The 14135-nt window shown below is 73.3% G+C and carries 14 protein-coding genes and 1 pseudogene; 8 read left to right on the top strand and 7 right to left on the bottom strand.

What is annotated here, in order from left to right:
• The 3 genes and pseudogenes from VGD85_RS06690 to VGD85_RS06680 all read left to right on the top strand — a co-directional run.
• Positions 1 to 348 (top strand): annotated as a pseudogene (locus tag VGD85_RS06690) (hypothetical protein); the annotation flags it as partial.
• Positions 345 to 1286, top strand: coding sequence for an ROK family glucokinase (locus tag VGD85_RS06685; protein WP_331062670.1), 942 nt, complete (start codon positions 345 to 347; stop codon positions 1284 to 1286). The pseudogene VGD85_RS06690 and the gene VGD85_RS06685, both read left to right, overlap by 4 nt.
• Positions 1287 to 1298: 12 nt before the next feature.
• The gene (locus VGD85_RS06680) at positions 1299 to 2306 is read left to right on the top strand and encodes an ROK family protein (protein ID WP_331062669.1); all 1008 of its coding nucleotides are present in this window, start codon (positions 1299 to 1301) and stop codon (positions 2304 to 2306) included.
• On the opposite strand, the gene VGD85_RS06675 is transcribed toward VGD85_RS06680, so the two are convergent.
• The 3 genes from VGD85_RS06675 to VGD85_RS06665 form a co-directional block, all read right to left on the bottom strand.
• Positions 2239 to 3483 carry a TIGR00300 family protein gene (locus tag VGD85_RS06675; RefSeq protein WP_331062668.1) on the bottom strand — a complete coding sequence of 415 codons (1245 nt, stop codon included), beginning with the start codon at positions 3481 to 3483 and terminating at the stop codon, positions 2239 to 2241. The two genes, VGD85_RS06680 and VGD85_RS06675, sit on opposite strands and share 68 nt — an antisense overlap.
• 140 nt (positions 3484 to 3623) lie before the next feature.
• Positions 3624 to 4082 carry a hypothetical protein gene (locus tag VGD85_RS06670; RefSeq protein ID WP_331062667.1) on the bottom strand — a complete coding sequence of 153 codons (459 nt, stop codon included), beginning with the start codon at positions 4080 to 4082 and terminating at the stop codon, positions 3624 to 3626.
• Between the two features lie 21 nt (positions 4083 to 4103).
• A complete protein-coding gene (locus VGD85_RS06665) occupies positions 4104 to 4877 on the bottom strand; it encodes an alpha/beta hydrolase (protein WP_331062666.1) in 774 nt (257 codons plus the stop codon).
• 111 nt (positions 4878 to 4988) lie between these two features.
• On the opposite strand from VGD85_RS06665, the gene VGD85_RS06660 reads away from it, so the two are divergent.
• Genes VGD85_RS06660 through VGD85_RS06650 form a run of 3 tightly spaced genes read left to right on the top strand, consistent with a single transcriptional unit; the run spans position 4989 to position 7122 of the window.
• Complete coding sequence (locus VGD85_RS06660; protein WP_331062665.1) at positions 4989 to 5735, top strand: lysophospholipid acyltransferase family protein; 747 nt, start codon at positions 4989 to 4991, stop codon at positions 5733 to 5735.
• Positions 5732 to 6241, top strand: coding sequence for a flavin reductase family protein (locus tag VGD85_RS06655; protein ID WP_331062664.1), 510 nt, complete (start codon positions 5732 to 5734; stop codon positions 6239 to 6241). The genes VGD85_RS06660 and VGD85_RS06655 overlap by 4 nt, the downstream gene beginning before the upstream one ends.
• Entirely contained in the window at positions 6238 to 7122 is an 885-nt protein-coding gene (locus VGD85_RS06650; protein ID WP_331062663.1) for a hypothetical protein, read from the top strand. Before VGD85_RS06655 ends, VGD85_RS06650 begins: the two co-directional genes overlap by 4 nt.
• Positions 7123 to 7128: 6 nt before the next feature.
• Here VGD85_RS06650 and glpK read toward each other — a convergent pair whose 3' ends face one another.
• Together glpK and VGD85_RS06640 are read right to left on the bottom strand one after the other, a co-directional pair.
• Positions 7129 to 8610, bottom strand: a complete 1482-nt coding sequence (gene glpK, locus VGD85_RS06645; RefSeq protein WP_331062662.1) for a glycerol kinase GlpK — start codon at positions 8608 to 8610, stop codon at positions 7129 to 7131.
• Positions 8607 to 9428 (bottom strand): DUF1028 domain-containing protein, encoded by an 822-nt coding sequence (locus VGD85_RS06640; RefSeq protein ID WP_331062661.1) that lies wholly within the window; start codon positions 9426 to 9428, stop codon positions 8607 to 8609. Before VGD85_RS06640 ends, glpK begins: the two co-directional genes overlap by 4 nt.
• 60 nt (positions 9429 to 9488) lie before the next feature.
• Between VGD85_RS06640 and VGD85_RS06635 the strand changes: the two genes are divergently transcribed.
• The gene (locus VGD85_RS06635; RefSeq protein ID WP_331062660.1) at positions 9489 to 10739 is read left to right on the top strand and encodes an MFS transporter; all 1251 of its coding nucleotides are present in this window, start codon (positions 9489 to 9491) and stop codon (positions 10737 to 10739) included.
• Here VGD85_RS06635 and VGD85_RS06630 read toward each other — a convergent pair.
• Positions 10705 to 12135: an alpha-N-arabinofuranosidase gene (locus tag VGD85_RS06630; protein ID WP_331062659.1), complete on the bottom strand. Its 1431-nt coding sequence runs from the start codon at positions 12133 to 12135 to the stop codon at positions 10705 to 10707. The genes VGD85_RS06635 and VGD85_RS06630 overlap by 35 nt on opposite strands.
• 185 nt (positions 12136 to 12320) lie before the next feature.
• On the opposite strand from VGD85_RS06630, the gene VGD85_RS06625 reads away from it, so the two are divergent.
• On the top strand, positions 12321 to 13547 hold the full coding sequence (locus VGD85_RS06625; RefSeq protein WP_331062658.1) for a pyrophosphate--fructose-6-phosphate 1-phosphotransferase: 1227 nt from the start codon (positions 12321 to 12323) through the stop codon (positions 13545 to 13547).
• Positions 13548 to 13566: 19 nt separating this feature from the next.
• On the opposite strand, the gene VGD85_RS06620 is transcribed toward VGD85_RS06625, so the two are convergent.
• Positions 13567 to 14135 (bottom strand): endonuclease/exonuclease/phosphatase family protein (locus VGD85_RS06620; protein ID WP_331062657.1); only part of this gene is annotated, 569 nt, incomplete at its 5' end.

Below are 14135 nucleotides of genomic sequence, written 5' to 3'. Positions count from 1 at the left end.
GGCGTCGCCGGCCTGGCCGGCCAGGCCGCCCGCGCCGCGCACGACGTCGACGAGCACCTCGCGACCGGTGCGGCCGAGTGCACGTACTGCCCGATCTGCCGCACCGTCCACGTGCTGCGCCAGACCACCCCGGAGGTGCGTGCGCAGCTGAGCACGGCGGCGACCGCGCTGCTGCAGGCCGCCGCGGGCCTGCTCGCGACGACGGTGCCCGACGACCGCGGCGCGCGCAGCGGCCCCGGTGGTGTGGAGCGGATCGATCTCGACGACGACCCCGGCGCGTGGCCGGAGGACCCGGAGGACCCGGACGACCCGGACGCTCCGGACGGACCTGAGGATGGAGAGAGATGAGCCTGGCGTGTGGCATCGACGTCGGTGGGACGAAGATCGCCGGAGGGGTGGTCGACGAGTCGGGCACGATCCTCGAGGAGCTGCGTGTCGAGTCGCCCGCGACCGACGCGGAGGCGATCGAGGAGGCCATCGCGGGCCTGGTGGTGGAGCTGCGCTCCCGCCACGCGATCGAGACCGTCGGGGTCGGTGCGGCGGGGTACGTCGACAAGGCCCGCGCGGTCGTGCTGTTCGCACCGAACGTCGCGTGGCGCAACGAGGACCTCAAGAGCGAGCTCGAGAAGCGTGTCGACCTGCCGGTGGTCATCGAGAACGACGCCAACGCCGCCGCCTGGGGTGAGTTCATCTTCGGCGCCGGGCACGACGCCGACGACCTCCTGCTCGTCACGGTCGGCACCGGCGTCGGCGGCGGCCTGGTGCTCGACGGCGAGGTCTACCGCGGCGCGAACGGCGTCGGCGCCGAGATCGGCCACATGCGCGTCGTACCCAACGGGATCCTGTGCGGCTGCGGCAAGCACGGCTGCTTCGAGCAGTACGCCAGCGGCTCGGCCCTGGTGCGGGAGGCCCGCGCGGCCGCCATGTCCGGCGCGATGATCGCCCACGGCATGTTCGAGCGGGCCGGGGGCGACATCGCGAAGATCACCGGGCCCCTGATCACCGAGGCCGCCCGCGACGGCGACCAGGGGGCCCGCCAGCAGCTGGCCGAGCTCGGCCGGTGGCTGGGTGAGGGCATCGCGTCGCTGACCGAGATCCTCGACCCGGGCGTCGTCGTGGTCGGCGGCGGTGTCAGCGAGGCCGACGAGCTGCTGCTGGACCCCACCCGCACCGCGTTCGCCGGGCAGCTGGTCGGCCGCGGCTTCCGGCCGATCCCGGAGATCCGCAAGGCCCGGCTCGGCAACCGGGCCGGGCTGATCGGTGCCGCCGACCTGTCGCGGCGCTAGGGGGCGGCTCGGGTGCCCCTGTTCATCGGCGTCGACATCGGCGGGACGAAGGTGCTGGCGACGGCCGTCTCGCGCAGCGGGCGGGTGCTGCGCACGGCTCGGCGTACGACCCCGGGGCGTCGGGTCGAGGCGCGGCTGGTCGAGGACGCCCTGACCGAGGCGGTCGAGGAGATCGCCGGTCTGCGGCGGATCGGCGCGATCGGGATCGCGGCCGCCGGCTTCGTCGACGCCCAGGGGGAGCGGGTGCGCTTCGCGCCGCACCTGCCCTGGCGCGACGAGGGCGTCCGCGCGCGTCTGGCCGAGCGCTGGAGCGCCCCGGTGGTGCTCGACAACGACGCCAACTGCGCGGCCCGGGCCGAGCTGACCTACGGTGCGGTCGGCAACGCCGCCGACGCGCTCGTCGTGACGATGGGCACCGGCATCGGCGGCGCGGTCGTCCTCGCCGGCGCGGTCCACCGCGGCCACAACGGCATGGCCGGCGAGTTCGGGCACATGCAGGTGGTCCCGGGCGGGCAGGCCTGCGAGTGCGGCGGGACCGGGTGCTGGGAGCAGTACTCCAGCGGGAACGCGCTGGTGCGCCACGCGCGGGCCCGGATCGGCGAGCGGCCGACGTCGCTCGAGGCGGCGTGCGAGGGCGACCCGGACCGGCTGACCGGCCCGATGGTGACCGCGGCGGCCGCCGCGGGCGACGCGGTCGCGCTGGAGGCGTTCGCCTCGGTCGGGGAGTGGCTCGGCGTCGGCGTGGCGAACCTGGTGGCAGCCTTCGACCCCGAGATCGTCGTGGTCGGCGGCGGGCTGTCGGCCGCCGGCGACCTGCTGCTCGAGCCCGCCCGGTCCGCGCTCCGCGAGTCGCTCGTGGGTGCCCCGCACCGCGTGATCCCGCCCGTGGTCCGGGCGGCGCTCGGCCCCGAGGCCGGGGCGATCGGGGCCGCCGAGCTGGCCCGGCAGACGTTCAGGAGCGCCGGTACTCGGGCACGAGCTCGACGGCGAGCTGCTCGAGGAACAGCCCGACGTCGGTGACGATCCCGCGCGCCTGGGACGAGCCGCGGTCCGCGAGCTTGGTCACCGTCGCGGGGTTGATGTCCACGCACACCAGGGGCACCGACGCCGGCAGGATGTTGCCGGTGGCCACCGAGTGCAGCATCGTCGCGACCATCAGGCAGAACCCGACGTCGGTGAGGTTGGCCCGCATCGCGCGCTGACCCTCGATCACGTCCGTGTAGACATCGGGCAGCGGCCCGTCGTCGCGCACCGAGCCGACCAGCACGAACGTCTTCTCGTGGGTCACCATCGCGTGCATGATGCCGCCGGTGAGCACGCCGCTCTCGACGGCGGCCCGGATCGAGCCCTCCCTGCGGATCGTGTTGAGCGCGCGGATGTGGTGCTCGTGGCCGTGCTCCACGCCCCGGCCCTGGGCGAGGTCGACGCCGAGGCTGGTGCCGTAGAGCGCGGACTCGATGTCGTGGGTGGCCAGCGCGTTGCCGGCGAACAGCACGTCGACGTACCCGGCGTGCACGAGCGCCACCATCGCCGGCGCGGCGCCGGTGTGGACGACGCCCGGGCCGCCGACCCACAGGACCTTCTTGCCGGCGGCCTTCGCCTCGCGCATCCCGTCGGCGACCTGGCGGACCAGGACGGCCTGGGGCTTCTCCGAGGACACCTCGGACTCCATGAAGCCGAACGCGCCGGCGGTGCGATCGGGGGCCGGCACCGTCACCCGGATGCCCGAGGCGCCGGTGACGACCAGCATGCCCCGGCGTACGTCGGACATCGGCAGCGTGAACACGCGCGCCGGTCGCCCGTCCGCCGACCGCTCGAGCACGAGCCCGCAGTCCATCTCCGGGTTCTCGACCTGGAGCCATGCGCCCTCGATGCGGACCCGGGTCTCCAGGTTGGTCGTGGAGTAGAAGTGGTCGGGGAAGACCCCGTCCCGGTCGGCCTCGGCCACCGTCGCCTCGCCCGGGTCGACCTGGTTGACCCCGCGCGTCTGCAGCCGCATCAGCAGCCGCTCCAGGGAGTCCCCGTCCTCGGCGGTCACGGTGATCACCGCGTGCGACGGGTCATCGGTCTCCCGGCCGACGTCGAACCGCTCGATGGCGTAGTCGCCGCCGTACTCGCGGATGTCGTCCAGGACGCGGGAGAGGATCCCGTGGTCCATCAGGTGGCCGGTGATCTCGACCGACTCGTGGGCGCTCACGGCTGCACCCTAACGACTCGCCCCGTTGGTCGGTCGGTGGCACCCGTCGTTCCGCACGCACCTGACGTATCTGCTGCGGATCCGCGGGCGGGACGACCGATAGGTCAGGTGCGTGGGGCAGGACCTCAACCCGCGGGACGCTAGACCTGGGCGCCGTCGTCCCAGGGGTCGCGGGGTCCGCGGGGCATCTGGAAGACCAGGTAGAGGAAGCCGCCGACGAAGCCCGCGATGAGCAGGTACCCGACGTAGGTCGGCAGGGAGATCGAGAAGATCAGGGAGGTGAGCAGCACGGCTGGGGAGCCGAACACGCCGATCCACGCCGCCAGCCGGTCCGGCGTCGTCCGCGGCACCGGGGGCGGCTCGGGCGGCTCGAAGCCCTCCTCCTCGGCGATGAACGGCTCGTCCTCGTCCTCGTGCCCGAAGGAGCGCAGGTCGCCGAACCGGCCGCCGAAGGGCGCGTCCGGCTGTCGCGGAGGCTCGGGGGCAGGAGGCTCGTCGAGCTCGGCGCGCTCGCCGTAGTTCTCGACGATGGCACGCCAGGCCTGGTCCTCGTCGTCACCCTCGGGACGGTCCGGCTGGTCGGGTCGTTCCGGCTGCACACCCACGAGCGTATGCCCGCGCTACGAACCGGAGGTGACGCGGGCGACGAACGCCGCCGAGTCCGCGAAGATCTGCTCGGCGTCGTTGTCGAGCGTGGCGACGTGGTAGCTGTTCGGCAACCGGGTCACGGTCACGTCGCGCGAGGAGACCCCCGAGAGGATCAGCGGCTCGGTCGCCTCGTCGACCACGTGGTCCTCGGTCGAGCGGAAGTAGAGCATCGGGGCGGTGATCCGCGGGAGGTCGCGGACCAGCCCGGGCCAGGCGCGCATCATCGAGTGGATCGCCTTGAGCGGGGTGCGGTCGTAGCCGTGCTCCTGGACGTCGGCCTTCTTGATGTCGTTGGCGATGCCGGGGAAGGACGGTACGACGTGCTTGAGCACCGGCAACAGCTTCACGTCGAGCCGCTTGGTGGCCAGCGCCGGGTTGACGACGACCACGCCGGCGACCCGGTCCGGGTGGTCCGCGGCGAGCCGGAGCGTGAGCGCACCGCCCATCGACAGGCCGCCGACGACGACGGCGTCGTTCTCCGCGTGGAGCTTCTCGAACACGCGGGTGATCTCGGCGTACCAGTCCGCCCACGACAGCGTGTTCAGCTCCTGCCAGGTGGTGCCGTGACCCGGGAGGCGCGGCGCCTCGACGGCGTACCCCTGCGCGGCGAGCGCCTGGCCCCACGGCGTCACCGAGGCCGGCTGCCCGGTGAAGCCGTGGCTGAGCAGCACGCCGACCCGGCGACCGCCGGTGAGCTCGGGCCGTGCGGCACTCGAGAAGGGAGTCGCGAGGGGATGGATCGTCATGGCCGGATTGTGCACCACCCGGGCCGCCTGGCGACCGCGGTATGGGGCAAGTCGCGCGCGACGGTCTAGGCTTCGCCCGTCGGATGTCTCGGGCTGGTTGGGAGGTCGTCGGTGTTCTACTGGTTCTTGAAGTGGATCGCCCTCGGGCCGTGGTTGCGCCTGGTCTTCCGGCCCCGCGTCTACGGCGCCGAGAACGTGCCGCTGGAGGGTCCCGCGATCCTGGCGAGCAACCATCTCTCGTACGCCGACTGGCTGTTCATGCCGTTGACGCTGCCCCGGCGCGTGACGTTCGTGGCGAAGGCCGAGTACTTCACCGGCAAGGGCGTCAAGGGCTGGCTGCAGCGGACGTTCTTCGCCGGCTCGGGCCAGGTGCCGATCGACCGCTCCGGCGGCGGCGCCGCGGAGGGCGCGATCATCTCCGCCAAGCGGGTGCTGGCCGAGGGGGAGCTGTTCGGCATCTACCCCGAAGGGACGCGCTCGCACGACGGCCGGCTCTACCGCGGCAAGGTCGGGGTCGCCCGGCTGGCGCTCGAGGCGAAGGTCCCGGTGATCCCGGTCGCCGTGGTCGGCACCGACGAGATCGCTCCGCCGGGCAAGAAGTTCGGGCGGTTCACCCGGCCGGTGGTCCGGTTCGGCGCGCCGCTGGACTTCTCCCGCTACGACGGGATGGAGAACGACCGCTACATCCTCCGGTCGATCACCGACGAGATCATGTACGAGATCATGCATCTCTCCGGCCAGGAGTACGTCGACATGTATGCCTCCCGCGCCAAGGAGGAGGCCAAGAAGGCCGACAAGGACGCCGAGCGGGGTGCCAAGGGCGACGGCGAGGACGAGGAGCCCAAGCTCGCGTCGTGACGATCCACTCCGAGCACCCGTTCCTCGACCCCGAGCCCGACCCGGTACGCCGGTTCCGCGGCCGGCTCGGCGGCGCGGTCGCGCTGGTCACCGCCGGCGCGGGGCGGGAGCGGGCTGGGCTCACCGTCTCGTCGCTGATGGTCGCCAACGGGGAGCCGGCCCGGGTCGTGATGCTCCTCGACCCCGACAGCGACCTCCACGACGTCGTGACCGGCAGCGGCGAGCACCGGGCGGTCGTGCAGCTGCTGGCCTGGCGGCATCGGCACCTCGCGGAGGCGTTCGCCGGCACGGCGCCGGCCCCGGGTGGCCCGTTCCGGGCAGCGGAGTTCGAGGACACCGAGTGGGGGCCTCGGCTCTCTGACGCACCGACCTGGGTGGGCGTCCGGCTCGAGACGCGCACCGACGCGGGCTGGTCCTCGTTGCTGAGCCTCGTCGTCGAGCACGTCCACGTCGGCGAGGACGATGAGCCGCTGGGCAGCCGGCGGGGCCGATGGGTGCGCCTGTGAGCGAGCTCCTCGAGATCGCCGACGAGCTCTACGGGCTCCCGCTGCCCGACTTCACCCCCGCCCGCGACGCCCGCGCGAAGGCCCTGAAGGGCACCGACCTGGCCCCACGGGTCAAGGCGCTGAGGAAGCCGTCGGTCGCGGCCTGGGTCGTGAACCTGCTCGTCCGGCGCGAGACCGCCCAGGTCGAGCAGGTGCTCTCGGTCGGTGCGGCGCTGCGCGAGGCGCAGGCGTCGATGTCGGGCGACGCGCTGCGGGAGCTGACCAGGCAACGGCGTCAGCTGACGGCGGCGGTGACCACGCAGGCCCGGCGTACCGCACGCGAGGAGGGCACCAAGGTCACCGACGCGGTCGCCGACCAGGTCGAGGCGACGCTGACCGCCGCGATGGTCGACGCCGACTGCGCGAGGGCGGTGCGCAGCGGGATGCTCGTGAGCGCCCTGGCCACCACGGGCCTGGACCCCGCCGACGTGGCGGGGGCGATCGCCGTCCCGGAGGCCCTGGGCTTCGAGGCGCCGTCCCGCGAGGCGGAGCCGCCGCCCCGGCCCGAGCTGCACGTGGTGCCCGACCCCGAGGCCGACCGCAAGACGCTCGCGGCCGCCGAGGAGGCGCTGGCCACCGCGGAGGAGGAGCTCGCCGAGGCCACCGCCGCGCACGAGGAGACCACGGCGGCGTACGACGAGCTCGAGGCGCGCAGCCTGCAGCTCCAGGCCGAGATCGCGGAGCTGCGCGGCCGGATCGCCGAGCTCGAGTCGGCGGCCGAGGAGGTCGACGACGAGATCAGCGAGGCCGAGGAGGCCCGCGACGAGGCCGGCGCGGCGCTCCGGGAGGCCACCGCCGCCCGCGACGCCGCCCGGGCCGCGCTGGACAGGCTGCGACGGTAGGCCGGGTTAGTCGGCCCAGCCCTTCGACCGCTCGACCGCGCGGGTCCACTGGGCGTGGGCGGCGTCCGCCGCGGCGCGGTCGAGCTGGGGCTCGAAGCGGCGGTCGAGGGTCCAGGTCTCGCGCAGGTCGTCGGTGGAGTCCCAGACCCCGGCGCCGAGACCGGCCAGGAAGGCCGCACCGAGCGCGGTCGTCTCGACCGTCGCCGGGCGCTCGACGGGTACGCCGATCTGGTCGGCCTGGATCTGGCAGAGCAGGTTGTTGGCCGAGGCGCCGCCGTCGACGCGCAGCGCCGAGAGGCCCGCCCCCGCGCCTGCGAGCGTCTCGAGCACGTCGCGGACCTCGAACGCGATCGCCTCGAGGGTCGCGCGGACCAGGTGGGCGCGGGTGGTGCCCCGGGTGATGCCGACGATCGTCCCGCGGGCGTGCGGGTCCCAGTGCGGTGCGCCGAGGCCGGTGAGCGCCGGCACGAACACCACGCCGCCGGTGTCGGGCACCGTGCGGGCCAGCGGCTCGGTCTCCGCGGCCGACCCGACGAGCTGGAGCCCGTCGCGCAGCCACTGCACGGCCGCGCCGGTCACGAAGATCGCGCCCTCGGAGGCGTAGGTCAGCGCGCCGTCCGGCGAGCGCCACGCGGCGGTCGCGAGCAGCCCGGCGTCGGAGTGCGGGATCGTCGACCCGGTGTTGGTGAGGATGAACGACCCGGTGCCGTAGGTGCACTTGGAGTCGCCCTCGTCGAAGCAGGTCTGCCCGAACAGTGCGGACTGCTGGTCGCCGGCCAGCCCGGAGATCGGCAGCGACAGGTCGAGGAAGGACCGCGGGTCGGTGGTCGCGATCTCGCCCCAGTTGGGCACCAGCTCGGGCAGCGCGTCGCGGGGCACCCCGAACAGCGCGCACAGCTCGTCGGACCAGTCGCCGGCCGCGAGGTCGAACAGCAGCGTCCGGCACGCGTTCGAGACGTCGGTGGCGTGCCACGTGCCGCGGGTCATCCGCGCGATCAGGTAGGAGTCGACCGTGCCGATCGCATAACGCCCCGACTCGACGAGCGCCCAGGTGTGGGGCTCGTTCTCGGCCAGCCACATCAGCTTGGTGCCGGAGAAGTACGGGTCGAGCCGCAGCCCGGTCAGCTCGCTGACCCGCTGCTCGTGCCCCGCCTCCCGCAGCCGCGTGCACAGGTCGGCCGTACGCCGGTCCTGCCACACGATCGCCCGGCGGGGGGAGCCGAGCGTCTCGCGGTCCCAGAGCAGCACGGTCTCGCGCTGGTTGGTGATGCCGACCGCCTCGAGCCGCGCGGCGTCGTACCCCTGCAGCACGTCGCGGACCGCCTGGAGCGTGGCCTGCCAGATCTCCTCCGGCGAGTGCTCCACCCACCCGGGCCGTGGGAAGTGCTGGGCGAACTCCTCGTAGCCCTTGGCCGCGATCGAGCCGTCGTGCTCCACGACGACCGCGGTGACCCCCGTGGTGCCGGCGTCGATCGCGAGGACGCTCACGACCGGTCGCCCCGGATGATCGCGAGCACCTTCTCGTCGATCCAGGATCCGTCCGGCGCGACCCGCATCTCGTAGTTCTCGGTGCCGACCCAGGCCGCGAAGTCGCGTGCTCCGGACCCGCGGGCGAGGCGGTCGAGCTCGTCGGCGAGCTCGGGGGTGACCGGCACCTTCTCGTCCTCGGTGGAGGCGGTGAGGTAGAGGTCGTTGAGCTCGAGCAGCCGGGCCAGCTCGGTGATCGGAGCCGCATGGTCGTCGACGCGCAGGTCGACCGCGATGTCGTCGAGACCGCCGTAGCCGGCGCCGTCGCGCACGACGAGCAGCGCCGCGGACTGGCGGCCCCGGGAGTCGCCGCCGGCCGCGTCGCCGGCGGTGAGGGCCTCGAGCAGCCGGTGGGCGAGCGGGGCGTCCTCGGGCGAGGCGAGCCAGGCCGCCTCGATCGCGTCGACGACCTCGGACCCGGTGAGGATGTTGCCCTGGATCGCGTAGCCGGGGCCGGTGCGGCTCCCGGCCCAGTCGAGGCACGCGGAGCCGGTGTGGCTGGCCGCGTTGCCGTCCACGTCGACGATGCCGACCTGGCGGTGGTCGCGGCCCTCGTCCTCCTCCAGCAGCCGCTGCAGCGCGACCTCGGCGGTCGCACCGTCGTCGAGGTGGGCGAGCGCCTGGCCCTTGTAGGCGACGTTGGCGTCGGCCTGGGTGGCGATCGCGCCGACGCCGGCCACGGCGGCCGGCACGGCCGACCCGACGGCCAGGAACTTGGAGGCCACGGCCACGCCCCACGACTCACCGTCGGCGGAGCGGGCCACGATCGAGAACGTCATGGCAGGACACTAGCGACAACTCGTTGGCCCACACGGGCCCCGACCCCGGAGGATGGCAGGGTGCTCGACCGCCTCACCACCGCCTTGGGGTTCCCGTCCCTCGGCCACCACCGCAGGTTCGTCACCGCGATCGCCATCGACGCGGTCGGCAGCGGCGTGTTCATGCCGGTCTCGATGCTCTACTTCCTCGTCACCACCGACCTGTCGCTGGTGCAGGTGGGTGCGGCGATCTCGCTCGCGTCGGCGGTCGCGCTGCCCGCCGGCCCGCTCCTCGGCGGCCTGGTCGACAGGTACGGCGCCAAGCACGTGCTGCTCTCCGGCAACCTGCTCCAGGCCGCCGGCTTCCTCGCCTACCTGGCGACCGACTCGTTCTGGGGGCTGACCGCCTGGACGGTCGTGGTCACCGTCGGGCGCACGGCGTTCTGGGGCTCCTACGGCAACATCGTCGCCGCGATCTCGGCGCCGGGGGAGCGCGAGAAGTGGTTCGGGTTCCTCGGGGCGCTGCGCAACGTGGGCTTCGCGGTCGGCGGGCTGCTCTCGGGCCTCGCGATCACGATCGGCACCACCGCGGCGTACTTCACCGTGGTGCTGGTCAACGCGCTGTCGTACGTCGTGGCCTTCGCGCTGCTGCTCGCGGTGCCGCCGACGGTCCGGGCGGCGCACCGGGCCGTGGAGGGCGCGTGGGGCACGGTGCTGCGCGACGGGCCCTACCGGCTGCTGTGGGTCACCCAGCTGGTGTTCTCGACCGCGATGATGGTGCTCAACTTCGCCGTGCCGGTCTATGCCACGACCGTCCTCGGGCTCTCGGGCTGGGTCACCGGCGCGGTGTTCACGATCAACACCGTCATGGTCGGGTTCGGCCAGGGTCTGGTCGTGCGGGCCATGACCGGGGCCCGCCGCTGGCGGGTGCTGCTGCTGAGCAACCTGGTCTTCGCGGCGTCGTTCGTCGTGCTGCTCGGCGCGAGCCGTCTCTCGGTCGCGCTCGCGACCACGGTGATGATCGCCGGCTCGGCCGTCTACACCGTCGGGGAGCTGCTCGGGGGCCCGGTGCTCGGGGCGCTGTCCGCCGAGGCCGCGCCCGAGCACCTGCGCGGGCGCTACCTGTCGCTGATCCAGCTGGCCTGGAACCTGTCCAGCACGATCGCGCCGGTCGCGTTCGCCTGGCTGCTCGACCGCGGACCGTCGCCGATCTGGCTGGTCCTGGTGGCCCTGTCGCTCGCCGGCGCCGGCCTGACCGTGCTGCTGGGCCGGGTGCTCCCGCACGCCGCCCGGGAGGTCACGAACCGGGCCGAGGAGCCCGCTGCGGCCTGACCACCTGCCAGGAGACCGGGTCGAGGCGCACCTCGAGCCGGCCGCCGTAGGCGTCGCCGAAGGCCCGCAGGTCGACCTCGATGTGCGCCGGCCGGTCGGTCGCCCGGTTGACGAGCACGAGCGCGAGGTCGCCGGTCTCCTCGTCGTACGTCGCGGTCGCGTCGACGTACGGCACGTCGCCGAGCTCGCTCTCGTACGTCGCGACCTCCGGCTCGACGCGCAGCACCGACCCGCGCGCCGCGGCGGCGATCTGCGCGAACGGCGCGAACGTCGTCTGCTGCGAGGCCGCGCCGCCCGGCTCGGTGCGGATCGGTGCGATCACGTTCACCAGCTGGGCGAGGCAGGCGATGCCGACCCGGTCGGCGTGGCGCAGCAGCGTGATCAGCAGGCTGGCGACCATCGTCGCGTCGGTGTCGTCGTAGACGTCCTCGAGCAGCCGGGGCGCCTGCTCCCACTCCGTCACGGAGGCGGGGTCCCAGCGCGAGACGTACCAGACGTTCCACTCGTCGACCGAGACCCGGAGCCGCTTGCGCGAGCGCAGCCGCGCGCCGACGTGGTCGGCGGTGGCGACCACCTCCTCGATGGAGCGGTCCAGGTCGACCGCACCGGCCAGGAACTCTGCGACCGACTTGCCGCTCGGGTCGTAGTAGCTGTGCAGCGAGACGTAGTCGACGGCGTCGTAGCACTGCTCCAGGACGGTCGCCTCCCAGCTCGCGAACGTCGGCATGCCGCTGTGGGAGCTGCCGCAGGCGACCAGCTCGATCCGCGGGTCGGCCATCTTCATCGCGCGGGCGGTGCGCGCGGCGAGCGCGCCGTACTCGGCGGCGGTCATCGCCCCGATCTGCCAGTCGCCGTCCATCTCGTTGCCCAGGCACCACAGGCGTACGCCGTGGGGCTCCGCGGCGCCGTTGGCCCGGCGCAGGTCGGAGAGCCGGGTGCCGCCGGGGTGGTTGCAGTACTCGAGCAGGTCGAGCGCCTCCTGGGTGCCGCGGGTGCCGAGGTTGACGGCCATCATCGGCTCGGCGCCGGCCTCGCGGCACCACGCCATGAACTCGTCGGTGCCGAACGCGTTCGTCTCGATCGTGTGCCAGGCCAGGTCGAGGCGGGTGGGCCGCTCGTCCGCCGGGCCGACGCCGTCCTCCCAGCGGTAACCCGACACGAAGTTGCCGCCCGGGTAGCGCACGACGCTCACGCCCAGCTCGCGGACAAGGTCGAGCACGTCGCGCCGGAAGCCCCGCTCGTCGGCCGCCGGGTGGCCCGGCTCGAAGATCCCGGTGTAGACGCAGCGGCCCAGGTGCTCCACGAACGAGCCGAGCAGGCGCGGGTCGACGGGACCGACGCGGAAGGCCGGGTCGAGGGTCAGCGAGGCTCGCACGGGCTGGACGGGATCGGTCACGAGAGCCAGTATCGAGGTCTGCGAGAACCCTCGGCCACCGGGCCGTTGGGCCCGCACATCGATGCCTTTGGGCCCGGTCGGGAGGGTGGCCGTCGGGCTTTGGCCCGACTAGAGTCGAAGTATCTGTTGGAAACGTCCAAAGGTGCCCGAGCCGGGGCCCGCGAGCAGAGAGAGCCAGAACCCCCATGACCGTCCGCCGCGTTGCGCTCCTCACCGCCGGGGGCCTCGCCCCGTGCCTGTCCTCGGCCGTCGGGGCCCTCATCGAGCGCTACACCGAGCTCGAGCCCGAGATCGAGATCATCGCCTACCTCAACGGGTACGCCGGCCTCCTCGGCGGCAAGCACATCACCGTCACGCCCGAGATGCGCAAGACCGCGCACCTGCTGCACCGCTACGGCGGGAGCCCCATCGGCAACAGCCGGGTCAAGCTCACCAACGTCAAGGACTGCGTCAAGCGCGGGCTCGTCCAGGAGGGCCAGGACCCGCTGCACGTGGCGGCCGAGCAGCTGACCAAGGACGGCGTCGACGTGCTGCACACCATCGGCGGCGACGACACGAACACGACGGCGGCCGACCTCGCGGCGTACCTCCACGAGAACGACTACGAGCTCACGGTCGTCGGGCTGCCCAAGACCATCGACAACGACGTCGTGCCGATCCGCCAGTCGCTGGGCGCGTGGACGGCCGCCGAGCAGGGCGCGCTGTTCGCCCGCAACATCATCGCCGAGCACTCCTCCAACCCGCGGATGCTGATCATCCACGAGGTCATGGGCCGCAACTGCGGCTGGCTGACCGCCGCGACCGCGGTGAAGTACCGCGAGTGGGTGGCCGAGCAGGAGTTCTCCGGCTTCGGCAACAACACTGCTGCGCACTGGGACGTGCACGCCGTCTACGTGCCCGAGCTCGAGTTCGACATCGCCGCGGAGGCCCAGCGGCTCGAGGCCGTCATGGACGAGCTCGGCTGCGTGAACATCTTCCTGTCCGAGGGCGCCGGCGTCTCCACGATCGTGGAGGAGATGCTCGCCCGCGGCGAGGAGCCCAAGCGCGACGCGTTCGGCCACGTCAAGATCGACACGATCAACCCCGGCGCCTGGTTCGCCAAGCAGTTCGGCCACCTGATCGGTGCCGAGAAGACCATGGTGCAGAAGAGCGGGTACTTCTCCCGCTCCGCGGCCGCCAACGACGAGGACCTCGCGCTGATCCGGGCCTGCTCCGACCTCGCGGTCGACGCGGCGCTGCGCGGCGAGAGCGGTGTCGTCGGCCAGGACGAGGAGGCCGGCGACGAGCTCCGGGTCTGCGAGTTCCCGCGGATCCGCGGGGGCAAGGCGTTCGACACCTCCGTGCCGTGGTTCGGCGAGCTGCTGCAGGGGATCGGCCAGCCCGTCGGCGCGCTGGTGCCGCAGGAGCACTGACCCGGCCCCCGGCCGGCGCTCACCCGCCCAGCTCGACCACCAGGGCGCAGTGGTCCGAGAGCGGCAGCGCGCGCGCCTCGGAGGCGGTCGCCGTGACGGGGCCGTCGGCGAGCACGTGGTCGAGCTGCTCGTGCGGGGCGTCGACCGGGAACGTCGGGTGGTCGGCGAGCGACCGTAGGCCGGTGACGTCCGCCGCGCGCTCGGGTCCCATGTTCAGGTCGCCGACCAGGACGAGCGGGCGCGGCATCCCGTCGAGCGCGGCGACGAGCCGCCGCAGCTGCCGGCCGTTCCAGTAGTCCACGAACGACAGGTGCGTGTTCGCGACCGTCAGGCAACCCAGCGGTGTCTCGATCTCCGCGGCGACCGCGACCCGCGGCTCGTCGCGCACCAGCGTGGGCAGGCGGCTGCCGCGGAACCACATCGGCGCCCGGGTGGGCAGCGCCGGCAGCCGCACCACCTGCCACGCGCGGACCGGGTGCCTGCTGAGCAGGGCGATCCCGTACGCCGCCGCGTCGGGCTGCTCCGCGCCGGTCGCGGCGGTCCACGTGGCGCCCGGCGTACCGCTGAGCGCCGCGACGAAGCGGTGGT

The sequence above is a fragment of the Nocardioides sp. genome, from assembly GCF_036401255.1.
Taxonomy (GTDB): domain Bacteria; phylum Actinomycetota; class Actinomycetes; order Propionibacteriales; family Nocardioidaceae; genus Nocardioides.
The sequence above is the reverse complement of the archived record's forward strand: the minus strand, read 5'-3'. Positions and strand labels throughout refer to the sequence as shown.